Genomic DNA, 17,160 nt, shown 5'->3' with positions numbered 1-17,160 from the left:
AAAACCCTGTGCCTTGACCGCACGGGTCTTAGGACACAGGGCGAATATTATCAATGTACTCGCGGTACCACCTGTTCTGCTGCTCATCTTATCCCTTACGGGGACGAGGCGGGATTTCCTATTCCGGTTTGGCTTGCCAAGACCGTTTTCTCAGAGATCCGGCTCCGAAGCTACCTTCCCTCCGTTCGTAAACAGACACCTCTCAGCCGGTGAGTGTCCTCTCTTATTAGAATCGTTACGGAAGTACTCCTCTTCATCGTCGCCTTTAGATTAGTATTTTAGGCGGTTCCATTGGCTTTGTCAATGGATCTTGCCTCGATTCGCTTCCGGATTTTTCTAAGGTCACTTCTTTTGATCTTCTGACCGTTTACGGTCCTGCCTCCATGTGCTGCCCGACAAGCCTCAGAGCAAGATCCTCCACAGGCACCCCCGCAGGAAGGAATGCCCATTTTTTTATCCCGGATGATCTCACTTAATGCAAGTACAAAACATACAGAAATGATGGCTATGAGAATTATATTTGCTAACATAGGAAACCTCCTTAACGGTGCTCTTACGTATTTTGATCATGAATTTTGTCTTCCTGTTTGAATGTTAGCATTATCTAACTATAATTTCAAGTGATTTACCATTTACCAAAAAGCTTTCACAAAAAAGCTAAAACTTCTTCACACTTTTATCACAGCTGTCGACTATACTCATTTTCAGAAGTTGAGAAAAGCCCTGAAGCATCAGAGTTCCGGGGATAAAAAACAAGATATAGCGATATATCAGAAAGGAAGTCCAATATGAGTTTATATGAGCACGGATTTGACGAAACATCAGACCAGGGAACCAATGGCACCAATGCAAATTACAGTGATGGTTTCGGCGACAGCAGCATGAATGCCGGAAGTACCGGAAATGGCAATGCCAACAATAACTGGAATCAGGCAGACCAGGCCGGGGAACAATCGTCCTGGCAGCAGTCATCTGACCAGTCTTGGCAGAATACAAACAGCCAGTCTTCTGACCAGACTTGGCAGAACACAAACACTCAAAATGCTAACCAGAATGCCGGCGAGAATTCCTATGGCTATAACAATGGAAATAATGGAGCGCCTTTCGGACAATATCAGAGTAAAGCCGAGTACAAAAAGGCCAGGAAGATGAATCGGAAAGCCCGCCGGGCCGCTGCAAGACAGGCTCGGAAGAATAAGCCAGTCAAGCATCCGACCGGCCGGAAATTCGGTATGGCAATTGCCCTGGGTCTTGTTTTCGGTGTCGTTGCATCTTTTACCTTCGGCGGAACCAACTATCTGACCCGGAGAGCGACAGGGGATAAGGCGGACACGACAGCAACCCTTACGACGAATAAGGGCAAGATCCAGTCCACCTCCACCTCTTCTGCTACAACAGTCACAGATGTTTCCGATATTGTTTCAAATGTAATGCCTTCCATCGTTCAGGTTACCAATATTTCCATTCAGGATTACCAGAGCTTCTTCGGCATGAACCAGCAGAAACAGGTTGAATCAGCCGGATCCGGAATCATTATCAGCGAAGACAATGATTATCTCTACATTGCAACCAACAACCATGTTGTCAGCAACACCCAGTCTCTTACCATTACTTTCAACGATAATCAGGCCGTTTCCGGTGAGGTACAGGGTACTGCGGAAAGTTCGGATCTAGCTGTCATCAAGGTTAAATTAAGTGATATCCCGTCTTCTACCCGGAACAATATCAAGATTGCCACCCTTGGATCTTCGGATGATCTGACCGTTGGTGAGTCTGCAATTGTCATCGGTAATGCCTTAGGGTATGGCCAGTCCGTAACGACCGGTGTCATCAGCGCCTTGAATCGAGAAGTCAGCCTGCAGGATGAGAGCGGCAACACCATTAAAAACAAGCTGATTCAGACCGATGCAGCTGTTAACCCCGGTAACTCCGGCGGTGCAATGCTCAATATGAAGGGCGAAGTCATTGGTATCGTATCCGCCAAATATTCCGATACGGAAGTAGAAGGCATGGGTTATGCGATCCCGATCAGCTCTGCTTCTACGATCATTGATAAGCTGATGAAGGGCGAAAGTATCACAGACAGCGCAAGTAAAAGCGATACGAAGAACTATGGTTACTCAGAAAAGACGGCAACGGTAACTCTGGGCAGCGAAAAGAACCTTCAGATCTACTGCATGGATATTACCAGTGATCAGTCTTCGCAATATCAGGTACCGGCAGGCATTCTGGTGTCTCAGATCATAAAGGATGGTGCAGCCGATAAGGCTGGTATGGAAGCCGGAGATATCATCACAAAGATCGGTGATAAGTCCGTTTCCACGACACAAGAATTAAAGAATATTCTGTCTGAAAAGAAGGCCGGAGAGAAGGTTGAAATTACCTATTTAAGAAAAGCCGACAGCACAAGCTCCGGAAATTCCGGAAGCTCCGGAAACTCCGGAAACTCCGGAAGCTCTGGAAACTCTAACAGCCGCGGAAACAGTTTCTTCGACTTCTTCGGCTATTGATCTTTAGCAATCGAAATCCATTTTAGGGCGGGTGAAAAAATTCTTTTTTTCACCCGCCCTTTCTTTCTCTTTCCGCCTTTCCTGTGATACAATAAAGAAAATCATGGACTTTTTGGGACGGATCTTACAAAGGAGGCAAAAGGCAGAATGAAGAAGAAAATTGTGATTGCTCTCGGACATGATGCGCTGGGAACGACGCTTCCCGAGCAGAAAGAGGCAACGAAACGAACAGCCAAGGCTGTGGCAGAATACATTCAGCAGGATTATGAAGTTGTGATCACCCATTCCAACGGACCTCAGGTCGGCATGATCCATGCTGCTATGACAGAACTGCACCGGAAAGATCCTTCCTTTACACGTACCCCGATGAGTGTCTGCTCCGCTATGAGCCAGGGTTATATCGGTTACGACCTGCAGAATGCCATCCGGGCGGAGCTCATTTCCCGTGGCATCTATAAGACCGTCGCGACAGTTCTTACCCAGGTGACCGTAGATCCTTATGATGAAGCCTTCTATCGTCCGTCCAAGGTCATCGGCGGCACCATGTCCAAAGAAGAAGCCAAAGAAGAAGACAAACGTGGCAATCATGTAGTGGAAACGAAGACCGGCTGGCAGAGAATTGTTGCAACGCCGAAGCCGATCTCCATCGTAGAGATCGATGCCATCCGTGCCTTAATGAATGCAGACCAGATTGTCATTGCGGCAGGCGGTGGCGGAATTCCGGTCCTGGAGCAGGAAAATCAGTTAAAAGGCGCATCGGCTGTTGTCGAGAAGGATACTGCAGCCGGACTTCTGGCTCGTGAGGTGGATGCAGATCTTCTGGTCATCCTCACCGGCGTCGGCAAAGTCTGCCTGAATTTCGGGAAAACCGATGAGAAGCCTTTGGACTATATTTCCGTATCCGACCTGAAACGCTATATCGAAGAGGGTCAGTTTGAAGAGGGCACCATGCTTCCGAAGATGGAAGCCGCCATTGACTTCATTGGAGATTCCGCGATCCGTAAGGTATTGATCACAAAACTGGATCCGAATGGCTCTGCTTTCGGCGGCCAGAATGGAACTATGATTGGAAAGTAAACTTTAAAGGAGAATCAGATGAAAAACAATTATCGTCGTAAAACAAAGATTATCTGTACACTGGGACCTGCTTCCGATTCCGAGGAGAAAATGGAAGAGCTGATCAAATCCGGCATGAATATTGCCCGTTTCAACTTCTCCCATGGAGATCATGAGGAGCAGGAAGGCCGTCTGAACCGGCTGAAGAAGGTCAGAGAGCGTCTCGGCGCACCGATTGCAGCCATGCTCGATACCAAGGGACCGGAAATTCGTCTGAAGACCTTCAAAGATGGCGCTGTGGATTTGGAAGAGGGTCAGAAATTCACTCTGACCGCCCGCGAAGTCGAGGGTACTTCTTCCATTGTTTCCATTTCCTACAAGGAACTGCCGCGCGACGTCAAGGCCGATGACCATATCCTGATCGATGACGGACTGATTGAGCTTGTCATTGACAGTGTTGTTGGCGATGACATCAATTGTACCGTTTTAAATGGCGGTCATGTCTCCGATAAAAAGGGCGTTAATGTTCCAAATGTAGACCTCAGTATGCCTTATATTTCCCCCAAGGATCGGTCCGATCTCGTCTTCGGCTGTGAACAGGGCTTTGATTTCATTTCGGCTTCCTTCACCAGAACCGCAAATGACATCAATGATATTCGACAGGTCCTGAGCGAGCACGGCGGACAGAATATCAAGATCATCGCTAAGATCGAGAACAACCAGGGAATCAACAATATCGACTCTATCATTGATGCGGCAGACGGCATCATGGTAGCCCGCGGCGATATGGGTGTTGAGATTCCTATGGAGGAGGTACCTTCCCTCCAGAAAATGATTATTAAGAAGACTTATATGAAGGGCAAAGTCGTTATCACTGCTACCCAGATGCTGGATTCCATGATCCATCATCCGCGGCCAACCAGAGCCGAGGTTACTGATGTTGCTAATGCGGTTTATGACGGGACTTCTGCCATCATGCTTTCCGGCGAATCCGCCATGGGCGACTATCCGGTAGAGGCTGTCCGGGCTATGGACCGGATTGCCCGGCGGACCGAGCAGGATATCAACTATCTCAACCGTCAGCACCGCTATGAGAGAAGTGAGCACCAGACCGTCACCGATGCGGTTTCTCATTCTGCCTGCCTCATGGCTGGAGATCTGAGTGCTGCTGCAATCCTGACTGTCACCATGAGCGGTCGTACCGCAAGAATGGTTGCCAAGTATCGTCCTTTAAGCCCGATCATTGCAGGCTGTACCGAGGAACAGGTTTGGCGTCAGCTGAACATGAACTGGGGTGTCACACCGGTTTTGATTGAAAAGCAAGATGATGAGAACGAGCTCTTCCAGGTTGCCATCAGACGGGCCAAGGAAGAGAGACTGGTTCAGGCCGGGGATATTGTCATTGTAACGGCCGGTGTTCCTCTGGGCGTCAGCGGAACTACCAACGTCATCCGGGAAATGACGGTGAGATGACCGCCCCGAAGCAATTAACGTAATACAAATTACTTTCCAAATTTACGATAGTCCAAACGACCAGATCCGAGGCAATTATCGTAATACAAAGCAAAATAGAAAAATCCGATAGTGAAAGCTTGAATTCACTATCGGATTTCTTGATTTCAGCTTGTATTACGATAAATCAGGAAGTTTCCAAGGGCACTGCTATCGTAATTTTAAAATTCCCTCAATATTACGATAAATCGCCCCATCTCCAAGACACCAGCTATCGTAATTTTGAAACTTCGATACAGCCCATATAATGGTGTAAATTCGAAAACTAAATAAAAAAAGAGCCAAGGCTCCACCTTTCAGTTAAAATGAAGTTACCACACAACACTTAAGAAAGGATGAAAACTATGGCTCAACTCAATATTACACTGAATCAGGAGGAAATTCTACAGCTTCTTTCAAAAGATCATGATCAGGCGTTCCGCGAGCTGCTTCGGAAGTCACCGTCTGCGCAGACGTTGAGATTGGTGTATTTGTGATTAATAGCAATAATGCTATAAGCAAAACCACATTTCTTCGAATTTTTTTGTTTTTCATACATTTATCTCCATCCTAGCATCCGGTAAACCTGCCGATGTAATCCTTACACTTGCTTTTTCCTGATTCAGGCGAACTGCCAATAGTGCCTGTCCATGAAATGTTGTTGAACTACTTGTACAGTATGCTTCTTCTCCAGAAGGGGCACCACTTCCAAAAGCCTCTATCTTTGCCCCTGTGACCACTGCATTCAATATGAGATCAGAATGACGGTTGATCGTACCGGCTTCATCCACAACCGATACCTTGATCAGCACCAGATGCTTCTCATTCACTGTCACTTTTTCCATTTTCAATGCCGCCGGTCTTCCAGCCGTAATAATACAAAAGCGCCCGGTTTCTGAGCTTTCTTCATAGGAAATTGCTGTCAGCGTCCCTGGTTCATATGGAATCTTATAAGAAGCAAGAAAATGATTATCTTTGCCACAAGGCTTTCTTCCCAGAGAATTTCCATTCAGCAAAAGTTCTACCTCGCTTGAGGCGCTGTAAACATCTACTTCTGCTAATTTTCCTTCTTTGGATGGCCACGTCCAGTCTGATTCACAATCGCGCCACATCCAGGCAGTCATCGATGGCTGTTCTCCCGAATGGTCCATATTTCCTACCGTAATATAAGGCTCCCTTCGTAAACCATATACAATTTCGCGATAATAACTAATCGGCCGCCTGCTTCCAATTAAATCAATATCTCCTATGTAAGCCAATCGTTCCGGATATACACTGCTAAAGTTCTCTGTTCCATCATAATGATATATTCCTACTCCAGCTTCTCCGATATAGTCATAACCCGCCCATGTGAAATCACCAATCACATGTGGACAACGCATTACCGTCTTCCAAAGGCTCTCGATTTGTCCCGGGTAAGTTTCTGTGCCAAGTACAGCCTTTGTCGGATTGATACTTTGTTCTAGTTCATACCGATCCGACAGATAATTCAAGCCAACCACATCTGTACTCTGCTCACAAAGCTGCAATGCCTCAGTCACCAGTGGATGCGTAGCAAAAAACTTTCCCTTTTCTCCAGACATCAGGCTCATGAATTGATTCATCGCACTAATACTGTTTTCCTGCCCACTATTCCTATCGCTATTCTCAAAATGTTCAGAAACATCTGAAAGAATCTTTTTCAGCCGATAACCTGCACAATTTAGCCCATTGAGAGCATTTGTGGTAAAGCGTGTATCATCTAATTCTCGAAACTTTTCACATAAATGACGGCAGATTCGTTCTCCCTGCACTGTCCCGGCTTCCCCGATTTCATTTCCTACACTGTATAAAACAACACATGGATGGTTATAATCCTTCTCCACCATATGACGGATCCACAGATCTGATTCAGATAGAAACACATCTGCCACATCAAATGGATTTTTATGTCTGGTCCAGACATCGCAAAGTTCATCCATAACCAGCATCCCAAGTCGGTCACAGGCGAGAAGCATTTCTTCACTCATTGGATGGTGTGCCGAGCGAATAGCATTAAATCCCGCCTCTTTAAGACGTCGACAACGATAGAATTCAGCTTCGTAAAAAGTCTCCGCTCCAATGATACCGTTATCGTGATGAATACATGCTCCCCGGAGTTTGATCTGATGTCCATTTAAAACAAAACCACGAACCGGGTCAATGGATACTGTACGAATTCCGAAGGGAAAACTTACTTCGTCCAATCCAGGAAGAGCAATTCTTATCGTATAGAGAAATGGATGTTCCGGATCCCACAACACAGGATGTTCTACCGGAACTATCATGGATAAAACTTCCTTTCCCGAATCTGGCGAATCTATTTTCTGGACAAAATGGCTGACTGTTTGGCCTTCTTTTACTATATCTATTTCACAAGAATAGTCTCTTGGGCTTTGAACGGTGATAGGTATACGAAATGAAAGCAAAGCTATCTCTGAAGAAAGGCTTTGCACTTTTACCTTAACTTCACTATTTTCAATATAAACATTCCCTCCTGTTAGAAGGTAAACATTTCGGTAAATACCACTTCCTGTATACCATCTGCTATCCGGTTGCAGACTATTGTCAACCTCAACCCGAAGAATATTCTCCTTTCTAAGGCAAGCACTCACATCCACATCAAAACCATCATAACCATAGCGATGTTCTGCCATCAGAAGATCATTACAATACACTCTCGTTCTGCCATAGACTCCATCAAAATGAATCTGGACATGAGGATAATCGGCTGTAAAATATCTGGAATAAATATACTTTCCACCAGGATAGAAGCCGCTTTCTGCACCTGATGGGCATTTCGGATCGCGTTTTTCCCGTATCATGGCATCATAAGGAATGGTAACCGGAATTGAATGATCTCCTCCTGCAAAGGATCGGAACGCAGACTTTCCATCGTCTTTTTCAAATTTCCAATCAGTAAGTAGCTCTGTTTTCTTCATCTTGCCTGTCTCTCCCTGTCAATCTTCTGATTTGCTTTTTCTACTCTCATGAAGGCAAGAAGAATCGTAATTACAATACCGAGAATTACCGGGAAGGTAATATAGAGATTAAAGATCATATGCAAAGCAGATTCCGTCTGAACTGTTGCTTTTCCGGCAAATCCTGCAGCATTCATCAACCAGCCGACTGCAGCTGTTCCAAGTCCACCGCCAACTTTAACACCCACGGAGGAGCAGGAGAACATCATTCCTTCAATGTGTTCGCCTTTCGTACGATAGGTATACCCACTGATTTCTGCGATAAGTGCATTGAGTGTTCCGGTCAGAGGCCCTGCAAAGACACCTTTGATAAACATAAAGATCAGCATAAGTGTAATATTTTTACGACTAGAAGCAGCAATCAATAAAATGCCGAAGAGATCACTAATCAGATATCCCCAGAAGTCAACCTTCTGCATGCTCCCAAGTTTAGATACCAGGATCGGTGTGATCACAAGTGCGATAATAACCGGGAACATCTTCATCATAGAGAAGAGGCCAAGTAAAGATTCCTTGCCAAGGATATATTTCATAAAGAAGACTGCAGATCCTGTTGTCAGATTTGCCATGAAATAATTGACAATGTAGATCACGAGAATCCCAAGAAAATACTTGTTGGTCAGTAACAGCTTTGCTGATTTCAGGAAGTTATGCTTTTCATTCTTCGAAGTTTCTTCTCTTGCTTCAGGATTTTCCTCTTCCGGTATTTCATGTACGCCCAGACAGCTGAAAGTATTCACTACAAGGCCAATGATTGCACAGATCAGGGCGACCTTCTGCCATCCTGATGCACCACCTCCAAAAGACTTCACTGCTGTAGGTACCAAAAAACCCATTACAATATTTGTAGCAACAGCAAACATAAACCGAATAGAACCAAGCTGCACTCTTTCATTTTTATTACGCGTAATCAATGCAGACAAAGCAGAATATGCAATACCGTTAGCTGTGTAAAAAATAGCATTCAATGATGTGTAAAAAGCGAAGAAATATGCATACTGTGCGGCAGGTGCCCAGCCAGCTGGAACAGAAAATAGGAGCACAAGGCAAAGCGACACACCAATCTGTGCATATAACATCCAAGGTCTTGCCTTTCCGAGTTTAGAATGGGTCCGGTCAATAAGATTTCCAAATATCATATCCGTGATTCCATCCAACACCTTGGAAATTAGCATCAATGTGCCGATGATTCCTGTGTTCATGCCCATCGTATTGGATAGATACAAGAGAACAAAACTGGAAACCAGCCCATAACTTGCATTTGATGCCAGATCTCCGGAACCATATGCCAACTTCTGATACCATTTTAAATACTTTTTTTCTTCATTTCCTTCCATTTCATCCACCTCTTTTAATTACCCCTTTCTACAAGCTTCGTCATAATTCCAATGAATCAGGAAATATGATGTAATGAATTGTGTACATTGTATAAATCTTTGAATTGTGTAACAATGACAGAAACGGAAATACAAGGTCATGAATTCTTATCATATTCGTGAAGGAAATATCTATGTCTGAAGAAAAAAACAATCGTTATCTGATAGAGCAGATCATCCGGACACATGTAGCCGGCAAAGAGAGCGAAAACTATATTGAGATTCTCTCGCCCGTGCAATTTACACAGGAAACTTGTCTCATAGGATCAAACGGAAATATCTTTGTGAATTTTTTACTGGCATCTCCTTCTCATCTGTTCACCCATTTCTTCCGAAGTGAACAGGAAATTCGAACATTTAACGGGCGCTCTCCCCATCATCATGATTTTTATGAACTTCTGATTGTACTGGATGGAGAAGTTCATCAGGAAATCGAACACTCTGAATTTACTTTTCGAAAAGGCAGTTGCTGTCTTATGAATCGAAACATTTCCCATAAGGAGATGTTTTACAGTCCAGCCAAGATTCTTTTTATTGGTCTTTCCAAAGCCTTAGTACAGCAGCTTTCGGAAGCAGAACAGAATTGTTTTTCTCCAAAGGAAGAACTTCCCGGAAAGAATCCTCTTCTTAGCTTTATGATAGAAAATAGCCATAAAACAAATGGAAAAGAATACTTGGACTTCATGCCTACTATGACCAATGATAATTGGATGGAAGTGCTCGATCCGCTTTGTCTGAATTTTATGAATATCATTCAACATCCATTCCCTGGAAGTACATTGATCCTGGAAGGTCTTTTATTGCAATTAATGGCATATATTGGGGATAATTCACATTTTCATATGTCTAAGATTCAAGTAAAATCAGCACCTGACTATCTGCTTTACTGCCATATCTGTCGCCTCATGGAGGAAACCAATGGCCGAATTTCACGTGCAGAACTCGAAAAGACACTTCATTACTCAGGCAATTATTTAAATACCATCATGAAAAAATATTCCGGAACAAACCTTTCCAACTTCGGTATATCAATCTGTATGAAGAAGGCAGCCGATCTCCTGGCTTCCACAGACCTCCCCATTGCAGAGATCATGACCTATCTGCAATTCACCAATACAACACAATTCTATAACTGTTTTCGTGCCGTCTATTGTCAAACCCCTGGTGCATATCGGAAAAATATAAAAACTAATACTCTTCATCCGGGAAATGACGGTGAGATGACCGCCCCGAGGCAATTATCGTAATACAAAGCAAAATAGAAAAATCCGATAGTGAAAGCTTGAATTCACTATCGGATTTCTTGATGTCAGCCTGTATTACGATAAATCAGGAAGTTTCCGAGGGCATTACTATCGTAATTTTAAAATTCACTCTGTATTACGATAAATCGCCCCATCTCCAAGACACCAGCTATCGTAATTTTAGAATTCCCTCTGTATTACGATAAATCGCCCCCAAGGCAAGATTTTCACGCCAGCCCGCTATAGCCCATCAGATATTCATCGACTTCCTTGGCGCACTGGCGGCCTTCGACAATACCCCAGACGACCAGAGACTGGCCCCGGTGCATGTCACCTGCCGTAAAGACGCCGGGGACATTTGTTGCATACTTTCCCTCTTCCGTCTCTACAACATTTCTGGCGGTAAGCTTGATGCCGAAGTCCCTGGGTGCCAGATCTTCTGCGCCGACAAAGCCAGCTGCAATTAAAAGCAGGTCGCAGGGATAGGTCTTCTCCGTACCCTCGACTTCCACCATCTTTCTGTTTTCAAACTTCACCTTTACTGTAGTAACGGATTTCAGATCGCCATTTTTCCTGGTCTCGACGGACTTCACGGTCGTCTCATAGACTCTCGGATCCTTGCCGAAGAGGGAAATGGCTTCTTCCTGGCCATAGTCCGTTTTCAAGGTCTTGGGCCACTCCGGCCAGGGATTGTCGCTCGTTCTTTCAACCGGCGGCTCCGGCATCATTTCCAGTTGGAGCACACTCTTGGCCCCCTGGCGGATGGCAGTTGCAAGGCAGTCATTTCCCGTATCACCGCCGCCTACGATAATTACATTCTTACCATAGGCAAACTTCTTTCCGGCATCTTTGCCTGGTTTACATTGGCCGGCATTGGCCCGGCCTCCGGTCACCTTTCCTTCCAGCAGATCCCGGGTTGCCTGGGTCAGAAAATCAACTGCATAGTAGACTCCGCCGATTTTCTCCGGATCTGCCGCAGGAAGACTTCTTGCTTTCTTGGCACCGCAAGCCAAAATGACCGCATCAAATTCCTTTAAGAGATCTTTTGCCTTCATGTCCGATCCGACGTTGACTCCGGTCCGGAAAGTCACACCCTCTTCTTCCATCAGCTTCCTCCGGCGCTCGATCACATCTTTTGGAAGCTTCATATTAGGAATGCCATACATCAGAAGGCCGCCGACCCGGTCTTCCCGCTCAAAAACCGTGACATTGTGGCCTCTCCGGTTGAGGCGGTCCGCTGCTGCAAGACCCGCAGGACCGGCACCAACGACAGCGATCTTCTTATCAGAACGAACCTCCGGGATCCGGGGTTTGAGGTAGCCCTTTTCAAATGCCGTTTCTATAATATAGAGCTCGTTGTCACGAATAGTGACCGGATCTCCATGTTCCCCTTCCGTGCAGGCTTTCTCACAGAGAGCCGGGCAGACACGGCCGGTAAATTCCGGAAAGCTGTTCGTCTTCTGCAAACGGGAGTAGGCATATGCCGGCTGTCCCTGATAGATCCCATCATTCCACTCCGGAATCAGATTGTGAAGCGGACATCCGGTCACCATGCCATGAAGTTTCATTGCTGACTGGCAGAGGGGAACGCCGCAATTCATGCAGCGTGCGCCCTGCTCTCTCCTGTCTTCTTCACTGATTGCCTCGTGGAAATATTCATAATTTTCGATCCGCTGTTTCGGCGGAATATCTGTATTTGCCTCTCTTCTGTATTCCAGAAAACCCGTTGGCTTGCCCATACGCCCTCCTGTATTCTAAGCTTTTTTCTTTTTCTCTTCCGAAGTTTTTATCAAGTCTTCACCCTTGCGCCTGCATGGCTGCAAAGGCTTCCTTAACTGCATTCTCATGAGAAATGCCCTGCTCCTCAAAATGGGAGATTGAGACAACCATCTTATGATAATCGTTCGGAACGATCTTCTTAAAGTAAGGGAGATACTCCTCAAACTCATCCATGATCTTCTGTGCCAGGGTCGAACCGGTTGCCTTGATATAGTCGCTGATAATATTCCGAAGTTCTGCCACGTCATACTTCTCCGTGACCTCCGTCATGAAGACCATATCCTTATTCAGCTTTCGATAGACATCATGATTCATATCCAGGACATAGGCGATACCGCCGGACATTCCGGCTGCCAGATTCTTTCCGGTCGGGCCGAGGATGACAGCCCGTCCTCCGGTCATATATTCCAGGCCATGATCGCCGCATCCTTCTGCAACCGCAGTCGCACCGGAATTTCGAACCAAAAACCTTTCACCCGCAACACCGTTGAAATAAGCGGTTCCGCTGGTTGCTCCATAGAGGGCTACATTTCCGACAATAATATTCTTCGAAGGGTCAAATCCTGCATGATCCGGCGGTGTGATAACGATCTTACCACCGGACAGGCCCTTACCGACACCGTCATTGGCATCACCCTTTAAGGTCAAGGTCACGCCATGTGGCAGGAAGGCGCCGAAGGACTGGCCGCCTGCGCCGGTGCAGTGGATCGTAAAGGTATCGTCTTTGACTTCCTGCTCTCCGAAGCGGCGGGTGACTTCCGAACCAAAAATGGTTCCGACGGTCCGGTCGGTCCCCTTGACCGTGATCGAGATCTCCTTCTTTTCGCCCTTTTCCAGGCTTTCCTTCATGGCCGGCAGGATCTGGCTCTCATCAACGGTCTTTTCCAAATGAAAATCGTAGACCTTATCCGGATTGAAATGCGATTCTTCTTTCCCGGCGTAGGTCTGATCCAGAATGCCGGAAAGCTGTACCGTTTCGGCCCGCTTTGTGATCTGATGATCCTTGGTTCTCAGGCAATCCGTCCTTCCAACCATTTCCGATACGGTCCGAAAGCCCAGCATTGCCATGATCTCCCGAAGTTCCTGTGCCACAAAGCACATATAGTTAATGACATGCTCGGGCTTTCCCTGGAAGCGCTTCCGAAGTTCCGGATTCTGCGTTGCAATACCCTGAGGGCAGGTATCCTTGGAGCAGACCCGCATCATAGAGCAGCCCAGGGTCACCAGGGGAGCAGTAGCGAAACCGAATTCTTCGGCACCAAGCAAAGCTGCAATCGCCACATCCCGGCCGGTCATAAGCTTGGAGTCGGTTTCCAGAACCACACGATCTCTCAAGCCATTCTCCATCAGAGCCTGCTGGGCCTCTGCCACACCGAGTTCCCAGGGAAGTCCGGCATGATGGATGGAGGAATAGGGAGCCGCGCCGGTGCCTCCGTCATAACCGGAGATCAGGATCACCTGAGCGCCTGCCTTGGCAACACCACAGGCGATGGTTCCGACGCCGGCTTCGGAAACCAGCTTAACGGAGATCCGCGCCTTGGGATTAGCATTCTTTAAGTCATAGATCAATTCCGCCAGATCCTCAATGGAATAGATATCATGATGAGGCGGAGGAGATACCAGAGAAACGCCGGGCGTTGAGAACCTGGCCTTGGCGACATCCAGATTGACCTTTCTTCCGGGCAGGTTCCCGCCTTCGCCGGGCTTTGCACCCTGAGCCATCTTGATCTGGATCTCATCGCCGGACACCAGATAAGCCTCGGTCACACCGAAACGTCCGGATGCGACCTGCTTGATCCTGGAATTGGTCTTGGTCCCGAAACGAGCGGAGTCCTCACCGCCCTCACCGGTATTGGACCGGCCGCCCAATGTGTTCATTGCCAGAGCCAGTGTCTCATGGGCTTCCGGAGAAATGGCTCCATAGGACATGGCGGCAACCTGGAAACGCTTGACGATGGATTCAATGGGCTCGACCTCTTCGATCGGAACCGGCTTCTGAACCGGATGGAAAGCCATAAGCCCCCTGAGCGTATGCGGCTTATCATCATCCACCAGGCTGGAGTAATCCTTGAATACCTTATAATCTCTCTTCCGGACAGCCTGCTGAAGAGTCACAATGGTTTCCGGACGATACATATGATCTTCTGCGCCTGCACCGGAGCGAAGTCTGTGGAAGCCGACCGAATCCAGGGTCGTATCCTCGGACAGACCCATGGGATCAAAGGCATGGTTATGGCGATAGGTGACAGAAGCTGCAATGTCATCGAGTCCGATACCGCCGACCCGGCTGACCGTTCCGGTAAAGTACTTGTCAATAATTTCTTTCGAGAGACCGATGGCCTCGAAGATCCTTGCCGACTGATAGGACTGAAGAGTCGAAATTCCCATCTTGGCCGCCGTCTTTACGATGCCCTTTAAGATTGCCATATTATAGTCTTCAATGGCCGTATGATAATCCTTATCCAGGATGCCGAGATCAATGAGTTCGGAAATGCATTCCTGAGCCAGATAAGGATAAATCGCCCGGGCTCCGAAGCCTAAGAGGCAGGCAAACTGGTGGACATCTCTCGGCTCTCCGCTTTCCAGGATCAGAGATACCTGGGTCCTCTTCTTGGTCGCAACCAGATGCTGCTCGACGGAAGAAACCGCCAGAAGAGACGGAATCGGTACATGGTTCTCATCGATCGCACGGTCCGAAAGAATAATGATGTTATATCCCCGCTCGAAAGCCCGGTCAACCGATACATTGAGCTGATCCAGCGCCCTCTCCAGAGAAGTATTCTTATAGTAGACGATCGGCAGCGTCGTGGTCTTAAAGCCCGGCTGATCCAGAGAGCGGATCTTCATGATATCAACACCGGACAGGATGGGGTTATTGACCTCTAAGACTCTGCAATTCTGTCCCTTCTCCTGAAGGAGATTACCGTCGGATCCAATGTAGACCGTCGTGTCCGTAACGATCTTCTCACGAAGAGAGTCGATCGGAGGGTTGGTCACCTGAGCAAAAAGCTGCTTAAAGTAATTGAAGAGCGGCTGATGCTTCTCAGAGAGAACAGCCAGAGGTACATCATGACCCATGGACATGGTCGGCTCGACGCCGGTCTTTGCCATGGTCAGAATCTCGTCATTTACTTCCTCATAGGTATAGCCGAAGACTTTATAGAGACGGTCCCGCATGGACTGGTCATAGGTCGGAATTTTCTTATTGGGGATCTTCAGATTCTCAAGATGCAGAAGGTTCATATCCAGCCACTCGCCGTAAGGCTTCTTGCCGGAATAATAAGCCTTGACCTCTTCATCCGGGATCATCCGCTTCTTCTTGGTATCAATGAGAAGGATCCGGCCCGGCATGAGGCGGGACTTCTCGACGATATGCTCAGCCGGAATATCCAGGACACCAACTTCGGACGCCAGGATCAGTCGCTTGTCATCCGTCACATAGTAGCGGGAAGGACGAAGGCCGTTCCGGTCCAGAGAAGCGCCGACAATATCGCCATCCGAGAAGAGGATGGCTGCCGGTCCGTCCCAGGGCTCCATCATGGTTGCATAATAATGATAAAAGTCCTTCCTCTCCTGGGGCATGAAATCATTCTTCTTCCAAGGCTCCGGAATGGTGGACATCACAGCCAGAGGCAGGTCCATACCATTCATATAGAGGAATTCCAGGGTATTATCCAGCATAGCGGAATCGGATCCGTTCCGGTTGACCACCGGGCAGATCTTATCCATCTCATCTTCGAGGACCGGCGACTCCATGGTCTCTTCCCGCGCCAGCATACGGTCTATATTTCCTCGGATGGTATTGATCTCACCGTTATGGGCGATCAGGCGGTAAGGATGGGCCTTCTCCCAGCTGGGCGTCGTATTGGTCGAGAAACGGGAGTGAACGATGGCGATCGCACTCTCATAGTCCTCGTCATCTAAGTCCGGATAGAAGAGGCGGAGCTGGCCGACCAGAAACATTCCCTTATAGACAATGGTCCGGGAAGAAAGGGAGCAGACATAGGTCCCGTCCGCGCTCTGCTCGAACTCACGCCGGGTGACATAGAGTTTCCGGTCGAAAGCGATGTCCCTCTCGATGTCTTCCGGTCTCCTGACGAAGCCCTGGCAAATGTAGGGCATGCTGTCAATGGCAACCTGGCCGAGAATGCCCGGATTCGTAGGTACATCCCTCCAGCCCAGGAATTCCATACCGTTCTTCTCGGCAATGACCTGGAACATTCTCTGCATCATCTGACGCTTCATCCGATCCTGAGGGAAGAAAAACATGCCAATGCCATAATCCCTGGCATGCCCAAGGTCAATGCCACGTTCCTTCATGATCTTCGAAAAGAACTTGTGGGAGATCTGGAGGAGGATTCCGACACCGTCGCCAACCTTGCCGCTGGCGTCTTTTCCGGCACGATGTTCCAGCCGTTCTACGATATGGAGTGCGTCATCGACCGTCCGGTGTTCCACCCGGCCGTCGATATTGACAACAGCTCCGATACCGCAGGCATCATGTTCTCTGTCATTGTAGAGAAGAGAAGGATTCTGATTCATGACTCGTCCTTTCTGTAAAAAAAGGCGCCTACCGACAGACCTCCTCTCGGAGACCGGTCGGCAGACGCCTTTGTCTGTACCTCTTGTATTGGATAAGAGTTTACATCCCCTGGGACCATCTGTCAAACAAAACTTTATTAAATTAACGTATCAAAATCAAATG

The 17,160-nt window shown here is 47.4% G+C and carries 10 protein-coding genes; 4 read left to right on the top strand and 6 right to left on the bottom strand.

Translation table 11 applies throughout. From position 1 onward, the window contains the following. Positions 1-278: 278 nt before the first annotated feature. Complete coding sequence (locus ACKX2L_RS05645) at positions 279-530, bottom strand: FeoB-associated Cys-rich membrane protein (RefSeq protein WP_497552809.1); 252 nt, start codon at positions 528-530, stop codon at positions 279-281. A gap of 258 nt (positions 531-788) precedes the next feature. Between ACKX2L_RS05645 and ACKX2L_RS05640 the strand changes: the two genes are divergently transcribed. The 3 genes from ACKX2L_RS05640 (at position 789) to pyk (ending at position 5,039) form a co-directional block, all read left to right on the top strand. Further along, entirely contained in the window at positions 789-2,510 is a 1,722-nt protein-coding gene (locus tag ACKX2L_RS05640; RefSeq protein WP_497552808.1) for a S1C family serine protease, read from the top strand. 147 nt (positions 2,511-2,657) lie between these two features. Beyond that, positions 2,658-3,587, top strand: coding sequence for a carbamate kinase (gene arcC / locus ACKX2L_RS05635; RefSeq protein ID WP_497552807.1), 930 nt, complete (start codon positions 2,658-2,660; stop codon positions 3,585-3,587). A gap of 18 nt (positions 3,588-3,605) precedes the next feature. Beyond that, entirely contained in the window at positions 3,606-5,039 is a 1,434-nt protein-coding gene (pyk, locus tag ACKX2L_RS05630) for a pyruvate kinase (protein WP_497552806.1), read from the top strand. A 399-nt stretch (positions 5,040-5,438) separates the two neighbouring features. Here pyk and ACKX2L_RS05625 read toward each other — a convergent pair whose 3' ends face one another. Genes ACKX2L_RS05625 through ACKX2L_RS05615 form a run of 3 tightly spaced genes read right to left on the bottom strand, consistent with a single transcriptional unit; the run spans position 5,439 to position 9,393 of the window. Then, complete coding sequence (locus ACKX2L_RS05625) at positions 5,439-5,612, bottom strand: hypothetical protein (RefSeq protein WP_497552842.1); 174 nt, start codon at positions 5,610-5,612, stop codon at positions 5,439-5,441. After that, positions 5,609-8,017, bottom strand: a complete 2,409-nt coding sequence (locus tag ACKX2L_RS05620; protein ID WP_497552805.1) for a glycoside hydrolase family 2 TIM barrel-domain containing protein — start codon at positions 8,015-8,017, stop codon at positions 5,609-5,611. Before ACKX2L_RS05620 ends, ACKX2L_RS05625 begins: the two co-directional genes overlap by 4 nt. Next, positions 8,014-9,393 carry an MFS transporter gene (locus tag ACKX2L_RS05615; RefSeq protein WP_497552804.1) on the bottom strand — a complete coding sequence of 460 codons (1,380 nt, stop codon included), beginning with the start codon at positions 9,391-9,393 and terminating at the stop codon, positions 8,014-8,016. The genes ACKX2L_RS05620 and ACKX2L_RS05615 overlap by 4 nt, the downstream gene beginning before the upstream one ends. A 173-nt stretch (positions 9,394-9,566) precedes the next feature. On the opposite strand from ACKX2L_RS05615, the gene ACKX2L_RS05610 reads away from it, so the two are divergent. Next, on the top strand, positions 9,567-10,679 hold the full coding sequence (locus ACKX2L_RS05610) for a helix-turn-helix domain-containing protein (RefSeq protein WP_497552803.1): 1,113 nt from the start codon (positions 9,567-9,569) through the stop codon (positions 10,677-10,679). Between the two features lie 224 nt (positions 10,680-10,903). Here the strand turns inward: ACKX2L_RS05610 and ACKX2L_RS05605 are convergent, their stop codons facing one another. Together ACKX2L_RS05605 and gltB are read right to left on the bottom strand one after the other, a co-directional pair. After that, a complete protein-coding gene (locus ACKX2L_RS05605) occupies positions 10,904-12,415 on the bottom strand; it encodes a glutamate synthase subunit beta (protein ID WP_497552802.1) in 1,512 nt (503 codons plus the stop codon). 58 nt (positions 12,416-12,473) lie between these two features. Then, a complete protein-coding gene (gene gltB / locus ACKX2L_RS05600; RefSeq protein WP_497552801.1) occupies positions 12,474-16,997 on the bottom strand; it encodes a glutamate synthase large subunit in 4,524 nt (1,507 codons plus the stop codon). Positions 16,998-17,160 lie beyond the last annotated feature (163 nt).

It is taken from the genome of Porcibacter vitabionis, from assembly GCF_046263795.1.
Lineage (GTDB): Bacteria > Bacillota > Clostridia > Lachnospirales > Lachnospiraceae > Lachnocurva.
Note: the sequence above shows the minus strand (reverse complement) of the source record. Positions and strands in the feature narration are given on the sequence as shown.